17 protein-coding genes are annotated in these 21,685 nt (G+C 44.9%); 11 read left to right on the top strand and 6 right to left on the bottom strand.

Annotated features, from left to right (window positions below):
• Window positions 1-288: 288 nt before the first annotated feature.
• Entirely contained in the window at window positions 289-636 is a 348-nt protein-coding gene (locus tag R7E78_RS15250; RefSeq protein WP_005375109.1) for a helix-turn-helix domain-containing protein, read from the top strand.
• A gap of 90 nt (window positions 637-726) precedes the next feature.
• Here the strand turns inward: R7E78_RS15250 and lldD are convergent, their stop codons facing one another.
• Together lldD and R7E78_RS15240 are read right to left on the bottom strand one after the other, a co-directional pair.
• Window positions 727-1,866 (bottom strand): FMN-dependent L-lactate dehydrogenase LldD, encoded by a 1,140-nt coding sequence (gene lldD / locus R7E78_RS15245; protein ID WP_005383962.1) that lies wholly within the window; start codon window positions 1,864-1,866, stop codon window positions 727-729.
• Window positions 1,867-2,181: 315 nt separating this feature from the next.
• Window positions 2,182-3,873: an L-lactate permease gene (locus tag R7E78_RS15240; RefSeq protein WP_005375111.1), complete on the bottom strand. Its 1,692-nt coding sequence runs from the start codon at window positions 3,871-3,873 to the stop codon at window positions 2,182-2,184.
• A gap of 162 nt (window positions 3,874-4,035) precedes the next feature.
• On the opposite strand from R7E78_RS15240, the gene R7E78_RS15235 reads away from it, so the two are divergent.
• The gene (locus R7E78_RS15235) at window positions 4,036-4,935 is read left to right on the top strand and encodes a LysR family transcriptional regulator (protein WP_005375112.1); all 900 of its coding nucleotides are present in this window, start codon (window positions 4,036-4,038) and stop codon (window positions 4,933-4,935) included.
• A 120-nt stretch (window positions 4,936-5,055) separates the two neighbouring features.
• Window positions 5,056-7,089: a prolyl oligopeptidase family serine peptidase gene (locus R7E78_RS15230; protein ID WP_318058022.1), complete on the top strand. Its 2,034-nt coding sequence runs from the start codon at window positions 5,056-5,058 to the stop codon at window positions 7,087-7,089.
• A 242-nt stretch (window positions 7,090-7,331) separates the two neighbouring features.
• Here the strand turns inward: R7E78_RS15230 and R7E78_RS15225 are convergent, their stop codons facing one another.
• Together R7E78_RS15225 and R7E78_RS15220 are read right to left on the bottom strand one after the other, a co-directional pair.
• On the bottom strand, window positions 7,332-8,963 hold the full coding sequence (locus tag R7E78_RS15225; RefSeq protein ID WP_318058021.1) for an ABC transporter ATP-binding protein: 1,632 nt from the start codon (window positions 8,961-8,963) through the stop codon (window positions 7,332-7,334).
• Window positions 8,964-9,048: 85 nt separating this feature from the next.
• Window positions 9,049-9,546 carry a hypothetical protein gene (locus tag R7E78_RS15220; RefSeq protein ID WP_318058020.1) on the bottom strand — a complete coding sequence of 166 codons (498 nt, stop codon included), beginning with the start codon at window positions 9,544-9,546 and terminating at the stop codon, window positions 9,049-9,051.
• A 187-nt stretch (window positions 9,547-9,733) separates the two neighbouring features.
• On the opposite strand from R7E78_RS15220, the gene R7E78_RS15215 reads away from it, so the two are divergent.
• The 3 genes from R7E78_RS15215 (at window position 9,734) to R7E78_RS15205 (ending at window position 15,393) form a co-directional block, all read left to right on the top strand.
• Window positions 9,734-12,094, top strand: a complete 2,361-nt coding sequence (locus R7E78_RS15215) for a Lon protease family protein (RefSeq protein WP_239932216.1) — start codon at window positions 9,734-9,736, stop codon at window positions 12,092-12,094.
• A gap of 294 nt (window positions 12,095-12,388) precedes the next feature.
• Window positions 12,389-14,017 carry a methyl-accepting chemotaxis protein gene (locus R7E78_RS15210; RefSeq protein WP_005375120.1) on the top strand — a complete coding sequence of 543 codons (1,629 nt, stop codon included), beginning with the start codon at window positions 12,389-12,391 and terminating at the stop codon, window positions 14,015-14,017.
• Between the two features lie 395 nt (window positions 14,018-14,412).
• Window positions 14,413-15,393, top strand: a complete 981-nt coding sequence (locus R7E78_RS15205; RefSeq protein ID WP_318058019.1) for a porin — start codon at window positions 14,413-14,415, stop codon at window positions 15,391-15,393.
• A gap of 124 nt (window positions 15,394-15,517) precedes the next feature.
• Here the strand turns inward: R7E78_RS15205 and R7E78_RS15200 are convergent, their stop codons facing one another.
• Complete coding sequence (locus R7E78_RS15200) at window positions 15,518-16,264, bottom strand: flagellar brake protein (protein WP_042521645.1); 747 nt, start codon at window positions 16,262-16,264, stop codon at window positions 15,518-15,520.
• Window positions 16,265-16,391: 127 nt separating this feature from the next.
• Here R7E78_RS15200 and R7E78_RS15195 point away from each other — a divergent pair, with 127 nt between their 5' ends.
• Both R7E78_RS15195 and R7E78_RS15190 read left to right on the top strand, forming a co-directional pair.
• Window positions 16,392-16,667: a GNAT family N-acetyltransferase gene (locus R7E78_RS15195; protein WP_258634135.1), complete on the top strand. Its 276-nt coding sequence runs from the start codon at window positions 16,392-16,394 to the stop codon at window positions 16,665-16,667.
• Window positions 16,664-17,641 carry a phosphotransferase gene (locus R7E78_RS15190; protein ID WP_154204428.1) on the top strand — a complete coding sequence of 326 codons (978 nt, stop codon included), beginning with the start codon at window positions 16,664-16,666 and terminating at the stop codon, window positions 17,639-17,641. Before R7E78_RS15195 ends, R7E78_RS15190 begins: the two co-directional genes overlap by 4 nt.
• 46 nt (window positions 17,642-17,687) lie before the next feature.
• Here the strand turns inward: R7E78_RS15190 and R7E78_RS15185 are convergent, their stop codons facing one another.
• Complete coding sequence (locus tag R7E78_RS15185) at window positions 17,688-18,188, bottom strand: GNAT family N-acetyltransferase (protein WP_318058018.1); 501 nt, start codon at window positions 18,186-18,188, stop codon at window positions 17,688-17,690.
• 395 nt (window positions 18,189-18,583) lie between these two features.
• Between R7E78_RS15185 and napG the strand changes: the two genes are divergently transcribed.
• The 3 genes from napG (at window position 18,584) to R7E78_RS15170 (ending at window position 21,589) form a co-directional block, all read left to right on the top strand.
• The gene (gene napG / locus R7E78_RS15180) at window positions 18,584-19,354 is read left to right on the top strand and encodes a ferredoxin-type protein NapG (RefSeq protein WP_151515318.1); all 771 of its coding nucleotides are present in this window, start codon (window positions 18,584-18,586) and stop codon (window positions 19,352-19,354) included.
• Window positions 19,354-20,208 (top strand): quinol dehydrogenase ferredoxin subunit NapH, encoded by an 855-nt coding sequence (gene napH, locus R7E78_RS15175; protein WP_318058017.1) that lies wholly within the window; start codon window positions 19,354-19,356, stop codon window positions 20,206-20,208. The genes napG and napH overlap by 1 nt, the downstream gene beginning before the upstream one ends.
• Before the next feature lie 199 nt (window positions 20,209-20,407).
• Window positions 20,408-21,589, top strand: coding sequence for an MFS transporter (locus R7E78_RS15170; protein ID WP_005375129.1), 1,182 nt, complete (start codon window positions 20,408-20,410; stop codon window positions 21,587-21,589).
• Window positions 21,590-21,685 lie beyond the last annotated feature (96 nt).

Raw genomic sequence — 21,685 nt, 5'->3', positions numbered from 1 at the left:
TCTAGTGAACCATGGAAGGAAAGGTAGCAGATATTACTCCTTCACCCCAGTGATTTCCTTTAAATCATTTACTTATGTCTAAACCGCCGAGATGGACTTTTCCTTCCAATGACAAGAGAGTTACCTTTACGTTTTGCTGAGCGACCGCCTCATGCATGTTCAGAGGTACGCTACCAATGATTGAGGGTTGATATTTGGACGATCAATTATAACTTCTCTGACTTATCGCTAACATTTATCTTAAGTAAGTGTGAGAGTGTATTGGCTCTTGAATTAGCGGAGGCAGATATGGAATTTACAGAGCTGGATCGAAACGCGCTCTACGACATCTGGATGTCACAAAAAGCCAAAATGCACATCACTCAAATGGAAATGGCGAAGCGCCTTGGTTTGAGTCTACACGAGTTTTCTGGCTTGTTACGTGGTAATTCTCCACTGACGCTAGGTTTTGTAAAACAGCTATGCGAGCAGCTACATGTACGTCCTGGTCAGGTGATTCCGTCTTTGACGGAGCGTGATCTATCTGCATCTGGTACCGTTTATTTACAAAATCGTGTGACGGTGGATGGCGATATCAGTAACGTGTTTATCGACGGAAACCAAGTCGTGATCGAGTACGTTCACCAAGTTAGCTAGCTTGCTCGTCAAATTATCGGGTTGAAGAGCAATAAAAAACGAGCCACTGTTGGCTCGTTTTTTCGTTTCTGTTTTGCTCGATTGCAAAGATTATGGGATTTTCACTAGCGAATCGCGTGAAAGATCCGCGATAGACTTAGCACCAGTCAGCGTCATTGCTACACGCATTTCTTTATCGTACAGATCCAGTAGGTTTTCAACGCCTGCTCCGCCTTGTGCTGCCAATGCGTACACAAATGAACGGCCAAGAAGCGTACAGTCTGCACCAAGTGCGAGCATACGAACGACATCAAGACCAGTACGAATACCAGAGTCTACGAAGATCTTAAGATCACCTTTTACCGCATCCGCAATGCTTGGTAGTGCTTTAGCGCTTGAAAGTACGCCATCTAACTGACGGCCACCATGGTTAGATACCACAATGCCGTCCGCGCCGAAACGTACCGCATCTTTCGCGTCTTCTTCATCTAGAATGCCTTTGATAACCATTGGACCATCCCAAAAATCACGAATCCACTCAAGATCTTTCCAGGAGATAGAAGGGTCGAAGTTTGCGCCTAACCAGCCGATGTAATCTTCTAGCTTTGTTGGTTCGCCACGATAAGTTGAGATGTTACCTAAGTCGTGCGGTTTACCAAGTAGACCCACATCCAGCGCCCAGCTTGGGTGGCGCATCGCCTGGAATACACGACGCATGGCCGCGTTAGGGCCACTCATACCTGAATGCATGTCACGGTAACGTGCGCCAGGAACTGGCATATCAACGGTAAACACCAGCGTTGTTACGCCTGCTGCTTTTGCACGCTCAAGTACGTTCTTCATAAAGCCACGGTCTTTAAGTACGTAAAGCTGGAACCACATTGGACGTTCAATTGCAGGTGCGACTTCTTCAATCGGACAAACCGAAACAGTCGACATAGTAAACGGGATGCCTTTTTTCTCGGCTGCTTTTGCTGCTTGCACTTCGCCTCGGCGCGCGTACATACCAGTTAGACCAACAGGAGCTAGCGCGATTGGCATTGCCAGTTTCTCACCGAAGATCTCGGTTTCGAGGCTCAAATCTGTCATATCGCGTAGGACGCGTTGGCGAAGAGCGACATCACCTAAATCGTCAGTATTACGCTTCAGCGTGCGTTCGTCGTAAGAGCCGCCATCAATATAATGGAATAGAAACGGGGGAAGCTTGGCTTTCGCGGCAGCGCGGTAGTCAGTAGAAGCTGAGATAATCATAATGGTGTCCTAGCGGTTATTCTAAGCAAAGTTGTGGAGCAATTTGCTCTTTCGTTGAGCCTTCATCGCAAAGCAGTGAAGACATCAAAATGAGTATAGTTACCTATGGTTCACTTACGTTTGAATCGGTGATGTTGGTAACCCATTTACATAATTGGTTGAAAAATTTTATTAAATCACTCAATCAGTTATGCAAACTGGAAAGGGTGACACAGCTGTCGGGGGAATTGATGTAGCAAGCTAAATCAACATGTCGGGGTAGTAGTGCAGACAGCTGTGTCAAATTAGGCAGGGCTGTAAACCCTGCATTTCGCGTTACTTCATTAAGACATCTGTCATTTGGAAGCCATAAATCAGCACCAATCCAATAATGCCTGTCATTACAATGTAGTAGAACGTAGGGATAATCGTTTTACGCAATGTTGCGCCTTCTCGACCAAGCAAACCTACCGTGGCTGATGCGGCAACAACGTTGTGAATCGCAATCATGTTACCTGCAGCAGCACCGACGGCCTGGAGTGATACAACAATCACACTCGAAATAGACAACGTTTGTGCCACTTCGAATTGGAACTGGCTGAACATCATATTTGATACCGTGTTTGAGCCAGCGATGAACGCACCCAGTGCACCAACGGTGGCACTCAGCGCTGGGAACGCAGAACCAACAAGGTCAGAGGCGAAGTTTGCGGTTGTGACGGGCATACTTGCTAGGTCAGCACCGTTGATGCCTGAGTTGATAAAGATACGAACCATCGGAATGGTAAATACCAAGACAAAACCCGCCCCAATCAGTGTTTTGCTTGACTCGCCAAACGCTTCACGCAATGGCTTTACACTGCCGCTTTGTAACATTGCAGCAAGTAGTGCGACAAACACCAGAATGCCACCAGGAAGGTATAACGGCTGAATAGCAGCGCTAACGCCAGTCTCACCAAGAATGTTGCTGAACGACAAACTTACGCTTTGTACAAAGCCTTTCAGCTCAGGGCTAACGCGGCTTGCGACGAGAATAACTGCCAGCATTACATATGGAACCCAAGCTTTTACGATGCTCATTGGCTTGCCCGGATTGTCGTTTAGATCGACTTTTAGCGAGCCTAACCACTCTGCAGGCCATTTGTCTTCGCTTTCGAAATCCCACTTAGTCTTTGGTACTAAGAAGCCTTTTTTCGCTGCGGTAACAACGATAGACAGACCAACCAAACCACCGATAAGTGAAGGGAACTCTGCGCCCAAGAATACGCCGGTTAACGCGTATGGAACGGTGAAAGAGACACCAGCGAATAGCGCAAATGGTAGAATGTCCAGGCCTTCACTCCAGCTTCTGTTCTTGCCGAAAAAACGTGTTAACATCATCGCCATTAATACTGGGATCATCGTACCTACGACTGCGTGAATGACAGCAACGTGCGCTGTGATATCTTGCAGGTACATTTCCCACGTTGCACCTTGTGCGGCCAACGACTCACTGATGTTATGGGTGTCTAAACCTTTGTTTACACCTACGATGATAGGCGTGCCTACCGCGCCGAATGAAACAGGCGTAGACTGAATCATCATGCCCATTAGGACAGCGGCTAGCGCAGGAAAGCCGATTGCAACCAGTAGTGGTGCAGCGATTGCTGCCGGGGTACCGAACCCAGAGGCGCCTTCAATGAACGAGCCAAAACACCAAGCAATGATGATGGCTTGTACACGGCGGTCAGCCGAAATATCGGTAAATCCATTACGGATTGTGGTGATCGCTCCAGTGTGTTTTAAAGTGTTGAGCAAGAAGATGGCACCAAACACGATCCATAGAACAGAGACAGTAATGCCCAGTCCTTGGAATACGGAGGCCAGTACGCGATTGGCTGACATATCCCAAAACATTAGTGCGATAGCGACGGTTAGACCGAACGCAACAGGCATGGCTTTTTTAGCAGGCCAGTTGAGACCAACCAATAAGATGGCGGCAACAACAATTGGCGAAAATGCCACTAGGGCAAGTAGGGTTTCACTCATTTGTACATCCTTCGTACGCTGACTTCTCGAACGGTGTCAATCCGCTGTAGAGGTGACTTTTTGTTGTAATGGTTTTGTTAATTTGGCGTGAATTTACTCCTTTATTTTTTGTTGATATAGGGAAATAATGAAAATAATTAATTCCAAAAGTGACATAATGGTATGAGAGCAGACGACTTAATCCTATTTTCTCAAGTAATCGAACTTGGCAGCTTTAGTAAGGTTGCAGAGGCAAATAACCTTACAAATTCGGTAGTTAGCAAAAGAATGGCGAGGTTGGAGGAAGAAATAGGGGCTCAGCTATTATATCGAACAACGCGCAAATTAACCTTGACCGAGGCAGGTAAGGTGTTACTCCACAGTGCTAAAAATGTGAAGCAGGCCACTCAGGAGGCTATGGATGCTGTTGCAGGCTTTGGAGAGAATGTGAGCGGTCATATAAAAATGTCCGTGCCGTGTATCTCTGGAGATTTGATACTTGCTGATGCTGTTGCCGAGTTTTGTAACCTTCATCCGGGTCTGACCGTGGACATGTCATTGGATAATCGCTTTGTCGATTTAGTGGCTGATGGTTACGATTTAGTCATTCGAACTGGCTACCTAGCCGACTCTAGTTTGATCGCACGACATATTCTCGATTCCCAATGGGTGGTATGCGCGTCACCTTCTTATATTGCGAAAAATGGGAAACCGATCGAGCCGATTGATCTCACCACGCACAATTGTCTGCAATACGCTTACCAAACCACAGGTGCAACGGATTGGGAGTTTAAAGGAGAAGATGGCAATTACATCGTCAAAGTATCGGGCTGCTTTTCTACTGATAACGCGACCGCATTACGTAAAGCCGCTCTGGGCGGCCATGGTATTGCTTACGTCCCGCGCTGCTTGGTGTATCACGATATTCGTAATGGTCAACTGGTGGATATTTTTCCTGAATTAGTAGGTAAAAAGTTGGGTATCTACGCGGTGTATCCGTTTACTCGTCAACCACCGAACAAAGTGAAGCTGCTTATTGAGCACATTCGTGACCGGTACTTAACGATATCTCATTATTTCTAGGTTCTTCATAGATTTAAAACAATGTCGTTGAAATCAAAATTGGGTGCTCTAAGGTAATCACCGCAATAAAACGATTGAAGATAAACAACTTAATAAAAACAACGGAGTAACACGGACGTTATGCATTACCCAAAAACACGTAAAGATTCTGTCGTGGACACTTATTTTGGTCACGACATTGCCGACCCTTATCGCTGGTTAGAAGATGATCGCAGTGAAGAAACCGCACAATGGGTTTCGGGTCAAAATTCGGTCACCTTCGATTTCCTTGGTCAGATACCGTACCGCCAACAAATCCGTGACTTAGTGGCGAACAGTCAAAACTACGAAAAATATTCCCAGCCATTTGTACGTGGTGACTACACCTACTTCTACAAAAACGACGGTTTGCAAAATCAAAGCGTATTGTATCGACGTAAAGGCGAGGGAGAAGCCGAGGTTTTCCTTGATCCAAATACTTTCTCCGAAGAGGGCACGACCTCTCTTGGCGAAGTCAGCTTCTCTAAAGACTACCGTTTGGTCGCGTATTCCATCTCGGAAGGGGGCAGTGATTGGCGTAAGATCTTTGTCATTGATACGGAAACCAAAGAACAGTTAGAGCCTGAGATTGTTGATGCGAAGTTTACGTCGATTTCTTGGCTGGGCAGCAAAGGCTTCTATTACTCAAGCTACGATAAGCCGCAAGGCAGTGAGTTGTCTGCTCGAACTGAGCATCACAAGCTTTATTATCATGAACTTGGTACCCCTCAATCTGAAGATAAAGTGATTTTTGGTGAGTTGGATACGCAAGTTCATCGTTATGTGTCTGGTATGACGACGACAGATGATCGCTTCCTCATTATTTCTGGCGCAGAATCTACATCGGGTAATCGTCTGTTTTATATCGATTTACAGTCTGACTCCCAAGCAATTGTGACGCTGCGCGATACAACGCAAGGCGACACCTACTTAATTGATAGCCAAGACGCAACCTTGCTGCTTTACACCAACCTAGACGCGCCGAATGGCAAAGTTGTCAGCTACAACACTCAGACAGAACAATGGGCTGACGTGATTGCTGAACAAGAACAGCCGTTAGAAATCAGCAAAGGTGGCGGTTATCTGTTTGCGACTTATATGGTAGATGTGCTTTCTAAAGTGCAGCAGTTTAACTACCAAGGTGAGTGGATTCGAGATGTACAATTGCCGGGAGAAGGCACGGCTTATGGTCTGGCGGGTAAAAAAGAAGAAACCACACTTTATTACACATTCACTAACTACGTGACGCCTCCGACGATCTTCTCATTTGATGTCGAATCTGGTGAATCCACACTGTTTCAGGAATCAAAGGCACCGTTCGATCGTAATGAGTATGAATCAAAACAGGTGTTTTACACCTCAAAAGACGGCACGCAAGTTCCGATGATCATTTCATACAAGAAGGGCGTTGCACTTGATGGTAGATCACCAACCATGTTGTATGGTTACGGCGGTTTTAACATCAGCCTTACTCCAATGTTTTCTGGCAATGTAGCCAACTGGCTAGAGTTGGGTGGTATATACGCTGTCGCCAACATGCGAGGCGGCGGTGAATACGGTAAAGCCTGGCACAACGCAGGCACTCAGCAGCAAAAGCAAAACGTGTTTGATGACTTTATTGCGGCGGCGGAATACCTGATTGAAAACGACTACACTAGCTCGGATCGCCTAGCGATTCGCGGTGGTTCTAATGGTGGTTTGTTAGTTGGAGCGTGTATGACGCAACGCCCTGAACTATTCAAAGTCGCGCTGCCTGCGGTTGGCGTGCTTGATATGCTGCGTTATCACACGTTTACTTCTGGAGAAGGCTGGAAGTATGACTATGGCACGTCGGAGCAAAGTGAAGCGATGTTCCAATACTTGCTTGGTTACTCTCCTGTTCACAATGTAAAAGAAGGCGTGCAATATCCTGCTACCTTGGTGACAACTGCTGATCACGACGACCGAGTTGTGCCAGCACATTCGTACAAATTTATTGCGGAGCTGCAAGACAAACAGCAAGGCGCTAATCCAGTATTAATACGCATTGATGTCAATGCAGGTCATGGTGCAGGAATGCCGCTGAGTAAGCAAATTGACCTCACCACAGACATGTATGCATTTACGTTACATAATATGGGTATTGAGTCGATTTAATGCCCTAGTTGTTCGAAGCTTCTGAGAATAAAAAAATGCCGCGACAGTGTCGCGGCATTTTTCATGGTTGGGGGAACTCAATTCATACTGTTTGCCAGTATTTGAGCCAGGTTGACTAAGTCTGACTCTTGAACCAACCAGTCTCGGCGGCCAAACCGAAAGGCAGCTACGCCATTCTTAAGACAAGATGAATTTATCACCTTTTCTTAATCCTAGTTTATGAATATGAAACTGTGATGAACCTAAGCCGCATTGTGCTGATTTTCACTGTTTTCAAGATCAAATGAGGCATCTATCAGTTTTTTCGTGTAGTCATTTTTAGGGTTTTGGAAAATCTTTTCGGCCGTACCTTGTTCCATGACCTCGCCCTTTTGCATGACTAGAACACGATCAGAGAGTGCTTTAACTACTGATAGATCGTGGCTAATAAACAAGTAGCCAATATTGTGTTTTTTCTGCAAATCTTTCAGAAGGTCAATCACTGTCAGTTGCACCGAGCGGTCTAATGCTGAGGTTGGCTCATCAAGCAGAATAAACGAAGGTTCAAGGATCAGTGCTCGCGCGATAGCAATACGCTGACGCTGGCCTCCTGAAAACTCGTGCGGATAACGGTTGATGGACGCGGGATCTAAGCGGACCTCACGGAGCACGTCGCGCGCTTTCTGCATACGTTCTTTTTTACTCAACATTGGTTGGTGGACAGTTAATCCTTCTGTGATGATCTCGCCGATAGTCATACGAGGAGAAAGCGAACCATAAGGGTCTTGGAATACCATCTGAACGTCTTTTTTCAGCTCAAAACGTTCTTTGTTTGTCAGCAAGGCCATATCTTGGCCTTTATATTCTATTTTGCCAGTTGAGGGCAGTAGACCTATCAAAGCTCGGCCGAGTGTAGACTTACCTGAACCGGACTCCCCAACGATCCCGAGGGTCTCTCCTTGTTTAAGCTCAAGAGAAATGCCTTTTACCGCTTCGAAGTACTCATTCTTGCTCGCAATAAAATGCGACTTTACCAAGAATTTGACTCGTATATCGTCGGCCTTTAAAAGCTGTGTAGCACTTTCGCTAATAGGCTCCTTACTGCCTTTAGGAATCGAGTTGATTAGCATACGTGTGTATTCGTGCTTTGGGTCCTCGAAGAGTGTTTGCGTTTCGCCTTCTTCGACGACTTCTCCTTTACACATTACAATGACACGATCTGCAAAGTGTTTTACGACGCCTAAGTCATGAGTAATAAATAGGATTGCCATGCCCATCTGAGCCTGAATTTCTTTAATCAGGTGCAACACTTCTGCTTGAACCGTGACATCCAACGCCGTTGTTGGTTCGTCGGCGATCAAAATATTGGGCTCGTTAATCAGTGCCATCGCAATCATGATACGTTGCAATTGACCACCAGAAAATTCGTGTGGGTACTTGTTGTACGCTTTTTCTGGGTTTGGCATATGAACCAATTCAAACAGCTCTAACACCTTTGCTTTTGCTGTTCGTCTGTCGACCGGGCGGTGACACATGATGGCCTCAGCGACTTGGATACCCACCCGCATGTACGGGTTTAGTGAGGTCATCGGCTCTTGAAAAATCATGCCAATGCGATCACCGCGAATACTTTGCATTTCACGCTCTGTTTTATCCAAGATGGAGCTACCCTCAAACATGATGGATGAGTTTTCATGCAAAATAGCGTTGTCTGGCAGTAGTTTCATCAGTGCATTGGTTGATACTGACTTGCCAGAGCCAGATTCGCCAACGATGGACAGCGTCTCGCCTGCTTTTAAATCGAAGCTAACATTCTTTACTGCATCGACGATCCCATCGTTTGTCGTAAAGCTGACTGATAGGTTGTTCACCGAAAGAATGGTTTTAGAAGACATCACAGATCCTTGTGGTTGATAAAGCAAATGATACTCAAGCAATGGACAGTACAAACCCAGCTGGCCTCAATGCTTGAGCTTTAGATTAATTATACAGGTGAGAAGGCGAAGCTTTTGCCGAACTCATTGCTTGCAAATGTAAGAACTGCTCATGCGCGCGCGTTACGTGCTCGAGTTCTATCATCCATTGAGCATTACGTTGGGCAGAGCAAAATGCCGCCATGTGAGCTAATAAGTCTTCGCTCTGTTGACCAAGTAGGTGACCTACGCGCTCAATCAGTTCATGGCTCTCTAGCTGCAAAAATTGAAATAGCGCGTAAGTTTGATTGAGTATTGAGAACGCATCATGTTGTAAGCCGAGTTTGTTGAGAATCTCTGATTGCGTCACGCTGGCATCTCTAAGCCCCGTAATGAGACATACAAACTGGCAAGGTTTAGTTTGTACATTTTCTAGCGCTAAATGAATGTGGTTGGGTAGATTGTTGAGCACGTCGTCATATAAACGATGAGCTTCTGGCCAATGGCCTTGTTCCATCAGTTGCTCCGCTTTTAAGTAGCGCATCCAGCATTGCTCAATATTCATATCCATCTCCACAACATTTGATTTGTTTAGATATTAAATGAAATTGATTATCAATTGCAAGTGCGTGTTAATATCACTTATGTGTTCATAAAATGTCCAATCAATCTAGGGTGGAAGGTAAATCACTTAAAATTAAGCAAATAATCTCTACACTCAAATAACGAAAATAAGAAAAAAGGAAGTGGATATGGCAATACTAAGATTGGAAGCTAAGCAGCTATATTCTGTAGCAGATCTAGAGAATATGCCATGTAAGTCGACCAAGGAGTTACCTCCAATTGATGAAATCGTGGGCCAAGAGCGCGCGCAAAAAGCGGTCGAGTTTGCGATGTCCATCAAAGAGAAAGGGTATAACATCTACGCCATTGGTCAGAATGGGCTAGGTAAACGCACCATGATCTTGCGCTATCTGAATCGTCACCAGCACGATGCAGCAGCCCTGTTTGATTGGTGTTACGTTGCGAACTTTGAGGATACCCGTACACCAAAGGTATTAAAGCTGCCTTGTGGTATCGGAAATAAGCTACGTGTTGATATTGAAGCTTTAATGGGCAAATTATTGAATGCTTTACCCCTAGCATTCGACAATGAAATGTACTTTAGCCGCGCTGAGCGATTAAAAAATCAATTGGCAGCTAAGCAACAAAACGAGCTGGATCGTATTAGTCGAGAGGCAAAAGAAAAAGGCATCAGCCTAACACTGACTACACAGGGGGATTATCAGTTTGTCGCCATGAACGGTGATGAGCTTCATACGGAAGAGTCTTTTGATGTACTAAGCAAAAAAGAACAAGAGCAATTCAGCGATGCTATTGATGAACTCGAAGTGCGATTGCGCTCGATGGTTCGTGAGCTTACGGAGTGGGAAGAGACATACAGCGATAAAATCAAAAAGCTCAATGATGAAGTGACGCTTGATGTGATTACTCACTTCATCAAAAAACTCAAAGTGGATTACGCGCAATATTCCGAAATCAAAACCTACTTAACTGAGCTGCAAAAAGATATTGTTGAAAACGCAGATATCTTCCTTGACCAAAGTGGCGAGCAAGGCGAAATTGCGACGGCATCCTTGGATAAAAAATTGCCACGTCGTTATAAAGTGAACGTCTTGGTAAGCCGTAAAAGCAGCGAATTTCCTATCGTTGTTGAAGAAAATCCCAACTATCATTCACTCTTCGGGTCGATTGAGACTGCCACTTTCAAGGGAACGGTGTTTACCGACTTCTCGCTGATTCGTGCAGGGAGCTTGCATAAGGCGAATGGCGGCGTTCTATTAATGGATGCTCAGAAAGTACTTGAACAGCCTTACGTTTGGGATGGTTTGAAGCGCGCATTGCGTGCTCGTCAATTGAGTTTTACGTCTCTAGAAAAAGAAGTCACATTGACGGGGGCGGTATCACTCGATCCTGAACCGATTCCGCTTGATATCAAAATTATCTTATTTGGTGATTACCGAACTTACCAATTACTCCAACATTACGATCCAGAGTTCAGCGAGTTGTTCCGTGTGACGGCAGATTTCGAAGACGAAATGAAACGTACGCCGGAGTCTGAGCTGCATTACGCGCGCTTTATCTCTAGCGTGGTGCATGACAACAATATGCTGCATTGCGATCGCAAAGCCATTGCTCGGATCATCGAATACAGCTCACGTTTGTCTGGCGACCAATCCAAGCTATCTCTACATTCGGCTAATATCGCCAACTTGCTTCGAGAGTCGAACTACGTGGCTCGTCAAGCCAACTCTAACATGATCCGTATTGGTCATGTTGAAGATGCGCTCAATAACCAAGAAATGCGAGTAAGCCGATTACGCGATAACGTAATGGAAACCTTTATTAACGGCACAACGCTGATTCGCACCGAAGGAGAAGCCGTAGGCCAAGTGAACGCACTTTCGGTATTGAGCACTAGTGACTACATGTTTGGTGCACCGAATCGCATCACAGCGACGACGTGTTACGGTGATGGGGATGTTATCGATATCGAGCGCAGCGTGGATTTGGGGGGCAGTATTCACTCTAAGGGCGTGATGATTTTGTCTGCCTACTTATCTTCCGTATTTGGTAAAACGGCACGAGTGCCATTAACGACAACCATTACCTTTGAGCAATCTTATGGTGGTGTTGATGGTGATAGTGCCAGCATGGCTGAGTTATGTGCGGTTGTGTCTGCTTTTTCAAAGCAACCAAACCGACAAGACATTGCGATAACAGGGTCGATGAATCAATTTGGCCAAGCTCAGCCTATTGGTGGCGTAAACGAAAAGATCGAAGGCTTTTATGATGTGTGTGTAATTAAAGGTCGTCATGACGGGCAGGGGGTCATTATTCCGCGCTCTAATGTTCACAATCTAATGCTTCGTTCCGACATCGTGAAAGCAGTCGAAAAAGGCGAGTTTAATATTTGGGCGATTGATCATGTTACTGAAGCTATCGAATTGTTTACGGGGAAAGTTGCTGGTGAGCCAACTGATGAAGGTTCTTATCCAATCGATACCATTTTTGGCCTTGCTCAAGCTAAGCTCAATTCGTTGAGAAAATAGGTTGAAACCGTCCTAAATGTGAATGTATCTCATCATAAGTGATCATAATTTATCATAACGACAATATCCCGACGCTACTGTCGGGATATTGTCAATAACAGATTGAAAATGGAGAGTTTTTGTACTAGACAAAAAGTGTGATCGATCTCTAATATTCGCCGCTTGTTTATTCGTCTGGGATTTATCCCGTCGCAAGGAAGCATAGATATTCAAACTGCCGAAAAGTAACGTTGTTATAAGCACTGCTCGAGTTTGTTTGGATATAGACATCACGCATACAACTGAGGCCCTGTCATGCAGTTATCACTGAAAAATTTGTCAGTACGAACGCAAATTTTGGTTCCGGTATTATTTACCGCGATTGTTTTGTTTATTGCTCTTTGGATTACTAAAAACAATCTTCAAGCAGAGCAAGATGTTATTGCTTCCAACCAAGAATCTTTGGTTTTTCACAAAGACACATTGGCGAGTATTGACGACCAAATTTACCCTCTGCGCATAAGCGCGGTTTACGCTATTTACGATGCTTCTCGTCGTGAGAATTTTCTAACCGAATTGAAAGAAGGCTTAAAGCAAGTTGATGCCGATTTAAGCGCAATTGAAGCCCGAAACCTATTCCGTGACGATGCCGTTAAAGTTCGCCAAGCAATTGAATCCTATGTGCGATATTCAGAGCGCTCAGTTGCTTTCTTCAACCAATACGATCAAGGTTTGAAATCGGATAGCGAGTACCGTGCATTTGTCAAAGAGTATCGCAATGTTGGCCGAGAAATGGTCCAACAAATTAACACACTATCAAAGCATGTAAACGAGCAAGCTGAACAATCTACTATCAGAAGTCATCAGCAAAATGAGCGTGTGCAAAATAACGCTATGTTGACGGTTTTAGCGGTATTTGCTTTCTCATTGATAGGCGCTTGGTTCCTATCTGGCATGATTGTTACACCAATCCAAAAGCTGCAAGAAGTGATGCGTCAGTTAGCAATGGGTAATCTATCAGTACGTGCAGATGTCGATGGGGACAATGAGATCTCTAAGCTGAGCAAAGATGTAAACCAAACCGCAGAGCAGTTATACAACACTGTGGACCAGTTAACCCGTATTAGTGAGGAAGTTGCATCTGCATCGACCGAATTGGCTGCGGTAATGACGCAAGCGGAAGCGAACGCTCAACAAGAGTTGGCGGAGATCGAGCAAGTTGCATCTGCGGTTAACGAGCTTGCAAGCACTGCGAATAATGTGAGTGATAACGCGACCTCTGCTGACGCAACCGCGCGTGAAGCTGATGGACTTGCTCAATCAGGTTTGGCTATCTTCCAAGAAAGTGCGGAAGCAAGTGCGCAAATGTCTCAAGCATTGAACGATGCAGCGCAAGTTGTTTTGCGTCTAAAAGAGCAATCTGTACAGATCAACGATGTTATTGAAGTGATTCGCGGCGTATCTGAGCAGACCAACTTGCTAGCATTGAATGCTGCGATTGAAGCGGCGCGAGCTGGTGAATCTGGTCGTGGTTTTGCGGTAGTAGCTGATGAAGTACGCATGCTAGCAGCGCGTACTCAAGACTCGACACAAGAGATCCAAACGATCATTGAAGAGCTTCAAGCGCAGTCTGGGCTGGCGAATGACAGTATGCAAGTCAGCCTTGATATGCTTAGCCGCAACAACGAGCTGACGCAACAAGCGAATGAAGCGTTGGTTGGAATTACCGAGTCGGTCGCCAACATCAACGATTCAAACACGCAAGTAGCAACCGCAGCCGAAGAGCAGTCTCAAGTTACTCAAGATATCAATCGCAACGTGGTTAACATGTCGGAGCTTGTAAACCAAAACGTAGCGGGCATCAGCCAGAGTGCAAGTGCGAGTACTGAGCTTTCATTACTTGCAGAGAAGCAGAAAGAGCAATTAAGTTTCTTTAAGCTTTAATTCATCATCTACTTATCAAATCTCTAAATCCCTGAGTGAATGCTCAGGGATTTTTTGTTTGTAATAATCGGATTTATTATCAATAAGTCTATCTAAAACAGTCAGTTAACAAGATTTTTTGCGGGCAATATCACGTTTTGTGATATTGTTTTTACATTTTTTTCGTCAATTTTTTTTTGACGCGAACATTTTTTTTAACTCAACCGATAACTTGATGGTTGAGAGGTATTCATATCGTCATTTTAAGTGGTGTTTTCTTCTATAAGCGCTGTTTATTCAACACGTTGCGTGAAAAATAACAGCTGCTACTATGCCGCCAGTTTTCTCGTTGGTACAGAAAAGTCCTGTTTTTCTGGTGAGAAAACACATATAAAACAATGATATGGAAAATAACAATGAAATTAAAAACTTTAGCTGTAGCAGTGGCGCTAATGGCATCAGGATCTCAAGTTGTCGCTTCAGAACTATACAACCAAGATGGCACTTCTCTTGAGATGGGCGGCCGCGCTGAAGCGCGTCTTTCTATGATGGATGGTAAGGCAGAAGACCGTACTCGCATCCGTCTTAACTTCCTAGGCAAACAGGAAATCAATGAAAACCTATACGGCGTTGGTTTTTGGGAAGGTGAGTTTGTAACTAAAACTTATGATGTATTTGATTCTAAAGGTAACAAAGTTGGTGAGACAGATAGTCTTGAAACTCGTTACGCTTATGCGGGTCTGGGTGGCAAATACGGTGAAGTAACTTACGGTAAAAACGACGGCGCACTAGAGGTTCTTACTGACTTTACTGACATTATGGCTTACCACGGTAACACAGCAGCACTTAAACTGCCTGTTTCTGACCGTACAGATAACATGCTGTCTTACAAAGGCCAATTCGAGCAACTAGCTGTACGCGCTAGCTACCGTTTTGCTGATCGCACAACAGATGCACAAGGCTTTACAGACAACGAGGAAGATGGCTTCTCTCTATCTGGTGTTTACGCGTTTGCTAACACTGGTTTTGAACTAGGTGCTGGTTACGCAGATCAAAACGACAGCGATGAGTTCATGCTGGTAGCTGCATACTCTGTAGGTGACTTCTACTTCGCTGGTAACTACACTGGCGCGGATATGGATGTTGCAGGTAAGACTTTTGATTACAAAGGCTACGAACTAGCCGCTGCTTACACTATGGGTCAAACTGTATTCACTTCTACGTTCAACAAAGGTGAACTAGAAGACGCAGATACTGTAGAAAACCTAGCTGTTGATGTAACTTACTACTTCAAGCCTAACTTCCGTGGCTACGCATCATACAACTTCGATCTAATGGATAACGAAGGCGCGGCTGAAAAAGATGAGCTAGCGCTAGGTCTACGTTACGACTTCTAAGTCATGACTCTTATCTAAGATACTGCCTTATTCTTAGTAAATAAAAACCCCTTACTGAAAAGTAAGGGGTTTCTTGTTTTCTAGCACTTCAAAGCTTCTTGATAAGCGATAGGGGTTATCAAATCTATCTTTTTAGTGTGAGCTTAGTACCATCAAATTTGAGGTGACTGAGGAGGTTTTTAGCGTTGTTTTTACCAACCTCATCAAACTCCATTCCGTAGCGAGCATAGTGCGTTGATTTTTGTAAATTACAAATACGACCTCGCAATGGCGCTAGCATACGACTTTCTCCGGGCATCGTTAGATCCAATGAAACGTGGTCACCAACCTGAAGTGGCCGGCTCATTGGTGATGTTACAAAACGACAGCCACTACGAGATAAATCTCTTATTTCGCATTCAGTTCGATAGGCTTCTAAACAAACACGCGCTCTCAAATTTACTTCGTAACGCACTTCTTTGCGAAGCTGAAAGACCTGCATAGTGTTGGGTAGGTCTAGCACCAAAATTGGGTACGGATCGCCTAGTCGATGCTGTAATTGGGCCCGAAATGGGATAACGGCCCCTTCACCTCGATGAGAGTAGGCTTTTACATTGATCCAAAAGCCTTCTTGAAAATAGAACTTCAAGTCTTCATCGGAGATGTTCGGAACCTCTATCAATGCAGTATTATTTGAGTGACAGCCAACAAATGTGCTGGTTGTAATAAACTTTGTACCAACGGGGGTGGTGACGTTTAAGCTCACTTCACTGCCATGTTCGACCATTGCCATTGCATCGGTGCTATTTAATGTACTTGCCTGACGTTCTGGTGCCTTCTTGCTTTGCAGAGGTAGCTTGCCGTCTCTGGCAATTGGGCTCATATTTCTCATTATAATTGTCGTACCTGATGTAAGAAGGTAATCGCGTGAGGCGAAGCAGCACTCTCGCATGGTATCGATTTTATTCAGTGATATAGTTTGATTCAATCAATCTGTAACAAAAATTAGAGAGCAAGATATGCATAAAGTAACTCATGAAGCCACGAATAGTACATTCTGGGTTGATTTAGAGCAGGGCTATAAAGCCAAGTTAATTTATCAGCTTAAGGGTAATGTCATGCACATTACATCAACGGTTGTTCCTGAAGCACTGCGAGGTAAGGGGTACGGAAAAGTGATGATGGAAGCGGTGTTGCCAGAAATTGAGTCACTCGGTTATCAAATCAAACCAGTTTGCCCATATGTTATTCACTACATGGAGAAGAACCAAGCGTGGTCACATCTGCTCGCATGATGAGTAACAACCACCAACGCTACCAAAATATTGGCCAGGAACTCAATCTAGGTAATTACCGCTCTGTAGAAGTCATACAATCGCTATGGGGAGGCTATGGAGAGTTAGTCCGAGTTACTTATTCTACTCGTTCGGTGATCATTAAGCATGTAAAACTCCCTAAGCCTTCAGAGCATCCTAGAGGCTGGAATACGGACCGTTCTCATCAAAGAAAGTTGCACTCTTATCAGGTGGAAGTGAATTGGTATGAGTATTTTTCCGGAGGGGTGGATACTCGCTGCCGAGTACCACAAGGTCTAAAAACGTTCCAATCGGAGAATGAATGGCTCATTGTGATGGAAGATCTCGCCGAGGTGGGCTTTCCAAAAGTCATCACAGATGCACAGCTAGAGCATATACAAGCCTGCCTCACTTGGTTGGCGAACTTTCATGCGCGATACATCGATGTTCGTTCGGATAAGTTGTGGCATACCGGAACATACTGGCACTTAGCAACCAGACCCGACGAGCTTAAAGCATTGCAAGACACTGAGCTACAAAATGCGGCTCAATTGATTGATCAAACGCTTTCGCAAGCTAAGTTTAAAACACTAATACACGGTGATGCCAAATTGGCGAACTTCTGTTTTGATGAAGAAGAATCAAGCGTTGCTGCGGTTGACTTTCAATACATTGGATGCGGGTGTGCCATGAAAGATGTGGCACTGTTTATGAGTAGCGCCGTTAAGCCAGAACGTTGTGCTGAGATGGAAGTTTGGGTTTTGGATACGTATTTTGCTCAGTTGCAACACGCGCTAATGGTTTATCAACCGAATCTTGACCCTAATGAAGTCGAGCGTGAATGGCGTCCTTTGTTTGCTGTGGCTTGGGCAGACTTTCAGCGATTTGTGAAAGGTTGGAGTCCCGACCACTGGAAGATCAATCCCTACACAGAAGCATTGACTCGCAGAGCGTTGGCTTACTTACGAAAGTGAGTCGAAGTTTAAAAAGAAAAGCCTCCAATTAGTAGGAGGCTTTGTTTTATCTTTGGCCTGGTCTGATGCGCGCCATGTAATAGGTATTGATGAATTCACCATCACGGAAGGAACCGTCAATCGCTTCACCTTCAATTTGAAATCCATGCTTTTTATAAAGCCCAATGGCGGCGTCGTTATCGGCATTGACCTCTATCTGAATTCTTCTCACATTTAACCATTTATCTGCTAGTTCAGTGACTGTTTCTATCAATTTGCTACCAATACCGAGTCCGTGGAAACTATCATGTACTCCAATGCCAAACGATGCCGTGTGCATCGTTCTTGGACGTAGAGAGTGGTGAAAGCCAATATTACCGACGACTTTACCATCAATTTCAGCGACATAGCTATAAACACCATCAGGTATGTTTGACAATCTTTCCACCCACATCGTGAGCGAAGGCTTTGGGAGTTGCAGGGTTTCACGTTGTGCTTTTGGTTGTGAATAGATTTCTACGAGTGCCGCTGCGTCTTCGACGGTCGTTGGACGTACGATAATTTCCATGCCTCTCTCCTTCGTTTTTTAGTTTTAATTTTTAATCTAACCACAGTTTTCTTATTTGGATAGTGTTTTTTTATGTTTAATGGATAAATGCCTTTTAAATTAGCTTGTTATGATGTCTTTTTTTTAATTTTCAGTAGTGATTTATCATCAAGTTGAGCGAATAGATTGCAAAGGTGTTGAATTATTGTACTGAGAATGGCGCGTACTGCAGAGTATCGTGGTGAATTTCATGTCGCAGTAAATAAACGCATTTAGTCAAACTGTGACGACGGCACTGTGCGTCAGTTGACTTGAATCAATAGAGGATGGGGTTACCTCCTATGAGGTATAGGGAAACGACACGTTTAGGGCTATTTATGCTTAACTTGATAAGGGAGTTTTGTTGAGGAAATAGCATGAAATCCTCTCAGTCTAAAATATCGCAAAGTCGGCGCCGATTTTTGCGTGATACAGCTCGGATTGCGGCTGGTGTTGGCGCAGCTGCGTGTGTATTGGGCTTACAATCGCTACAAAGCCAAGCTCGAGAAACCAAAGGTGTGCCTATTCGTCCGCCTGGTGCATTGCCGGAAGGCGATTTCGAATCAACTTGTATTCGATGTGGCTTGTGTGTTCAGGCATGTCCTTACGATACCCTGAAACTTGCGACATTACTTTCACCCGTCGCGACTGGCTCACCTTACTTTACTGCACGCGATATTCCCTGCGAAATGTGCGAAGACATTCCTTGTGTTGTCGCTTGTCCGAGTGGGGCGCTGGATCCGAAACTAACCGATATTGATGATGCTCGAATGGGTACAGCGGTTCTTATTGACCATGAAACTTGCCTTAACTGGCAAGGGTTACGATGCGACGTTTGTTATCGCGTTTGTCCGCTGATTGATGAAGCCATCACGTTAGAGATGGTTCACAACGACCGAACCGGCTATCACGCCAAACTTATCCCTACAGTGAATTCCGAAGTGTGTACCGGATGTGGTAAGTGTGAACAAGCGTGCGTGTTGGATGTCGCTGCTATTAAAGTCGTCCCGACGGATTTGGCGAAAGGCAAAGTGGGCAGCCACTACAATTTTGGTTGGAAAGAGATCGACAAACCACTCGAAAATATCCTCCCTAGTGAGACGCCTGTGCCGGAAGGTGCGCTTGAATCGCTAAAAGGAGGTAAGTAATGGCAAAGAATTTAGCTCAAAATGCTGGCAAAGAAGCGCTTGAAAAGCTTGGTTGGTGGCGCGCGCATCGGTTTTTGATTTTACGTCGGCTATGTCAGTTCACCATCATTGCGCTATTTATGGCTGGGCCGACGCTGGGAATTCTAACTGGTAATCTGTCATCAAGTATGTTGCTCGATACCGTGCCGTTAAGTGACCCGTTAATTGTGCTTCAAGCTTTGGCGACAGGGCATGTTCCGGAGTTTAATGCGTTGTTAGGCGTAGTGATTGTTGTGGTGTTTTACGCGATTTTGGCGCCGCGCGCATTTTGTGCTTGGGTGTGCCCGTTGAACATCGTGACAGACTTGGCGGCGTGGTTGCGTCGAAAGCTCAACATTAAAGCGAGCTATCGTTGGTCTCCCGTGATTCGTTATTGGCTGATCCCTGCTTTGATGTTGGGCAGTGCGCTGTCTGGCGCAATTCTTTGGACATGGTTAGATCCAGTGGCGGCACTGCATCGCGGGTTGGTGTTTGGTATGGGCGCAGGTTGGGTGTTGATCGCCCTAGTGTTTGTGTTGGATTTACTCTTGGTTGAGCATGGGTGGTGTGGGCACTTATGTCCACTGGGGGCTACCTATGGCGTGATAGGCCGAAAAAGCCTGTTGCGCGTTACTGCTGTTCGGCGCGAAGATTGCACCAAATGCATGGATTGCTTTTACGTTTGCCCAGAACCAGAAGTGCTTCGGCAGCCTTTGAAAGAGGGAGATCGTCGAGTTATGGATCAAAACTGCATTAGCTGTGGTCGTTGTTTGGATGTATGTCCAGAACATGTGTTTGAATTTAAAAATCGCCTATCAGTAAAAGTCATTGATTAAGCCACTGAGCACATTTACTCATGCTTTAGTTCTCTTGATACTTGAACATCGCGCTTAGCCAAGGAGTTAAGTGCGATGTTTATCTTCATAACAATATCCCTCAGCCATATCTGCTTGCTCTGGGCTGAAAATAATAATGATATTGCGAATTTGTTACATTTAAAGCTATGATGATGCCTTCATATTTCAAGGAAACATCATGACTACCTCATCGCACGGCTGGAGAACGCCGCAAAATTTCCTCCTGTTAATTTCCATTATCGTGCCCATTGCTTTTTCTACCTGGATGGCGTTGTTGAACAACTTTGTTATCGAGAAAGCAAACTTTGATGGTGCAGACATAGGCTTATTGCAAAGTGTGCGCGAAATTCCGGGTTTTTTGGCCTTTACCGCCGTGTTTGTATTGCTGTTTATCCGAGAGCAACGCTTTATGCTCGTCTCTTTGGCGATGCTTACGCTTGGTACTGCATTAACAGGTTATTTTCCCACTTTGTACGGTCTACTTTTTACAACCTTGTTAATGTCCACCGGCTTCCATTACTTTGAAACACTCAAGCAGTCTTTGTCTTTACAATGGCTATCTAAAGAAGAAGCGCCAGAAATGCTGGGTAAGTTTATTTCTGTTGGAGCTTTGGCTTCTCTGTTTACCTACGGCGCTATTTGGGTTTCGCTCGAACAGCTCAAACTTGATTTTAAAACGGTCTATTTAATGGCTGGTGGTTTAGGTTTTGTGCTCATTTTGGTGATGGCATTTGCCTTCCCACAATTTAAGACAAAAGTGCCTCAGAACAAGAAGCTCATCCTGCGTAAACGTTACTGGTTATACTATGCGCTTACGTTTATGAGTGGAGCACGCCGTCAAATTTTTACGGTGTTCGCTGGTTTCTTGATGGTAGAAAAGTTTGGTTACTCCGCCGCAGATATTACGTTGCTGTTCCTGATTAACTATGTCTTTAACTTCTTGTTTGCGAAGCGAATAGGCCGTTTTATCGGCGTTGTAGGTGAGCGCAAAGCGTTGATGTTTGAATACGTCGGTTTGATCTTCGTGTTCGTCGGGTACGGTTTGGTGCAAACGGCTGAGTGGGCGGCAGCATTGTATGTTGTCGATCATCTATTTTTCGCGTTAGCGCTTGCGATTAAAACCTACTTCCAGAAAATTGCCGACCCAGCAGATATGGCGTCGACCGCGGGCGTTGCGTTTACGATTAACCATATTGCGGCGGTTGTAATACCTGTTACGTTTGGTGTGATTTGGCTGGTTTCACCTGCGAGCGTATTTTACATCGGCGCTGGTATGGCAGCAGTGAGCTTGCTGTTGTCACTCAATATTCCAGCGAAGCCGGAAGAAGGCAACGAAACTCGCTTGTTGAAGTGGAGTTAAGTTGGTACTCACTATCTAATCATTAAAGCGAATACCTGTAATTAGACTCGCTAAAAAGGGTGCTTATGCGCCCTTTTCTTTTTATTGCAAATAGAT

This window comes from Vibrio sp. YT-19(2023), from assembly GCF_033337395.1.
This window is presented reverse-complemented; position numbering and strand designations above follow the sequence as displayed.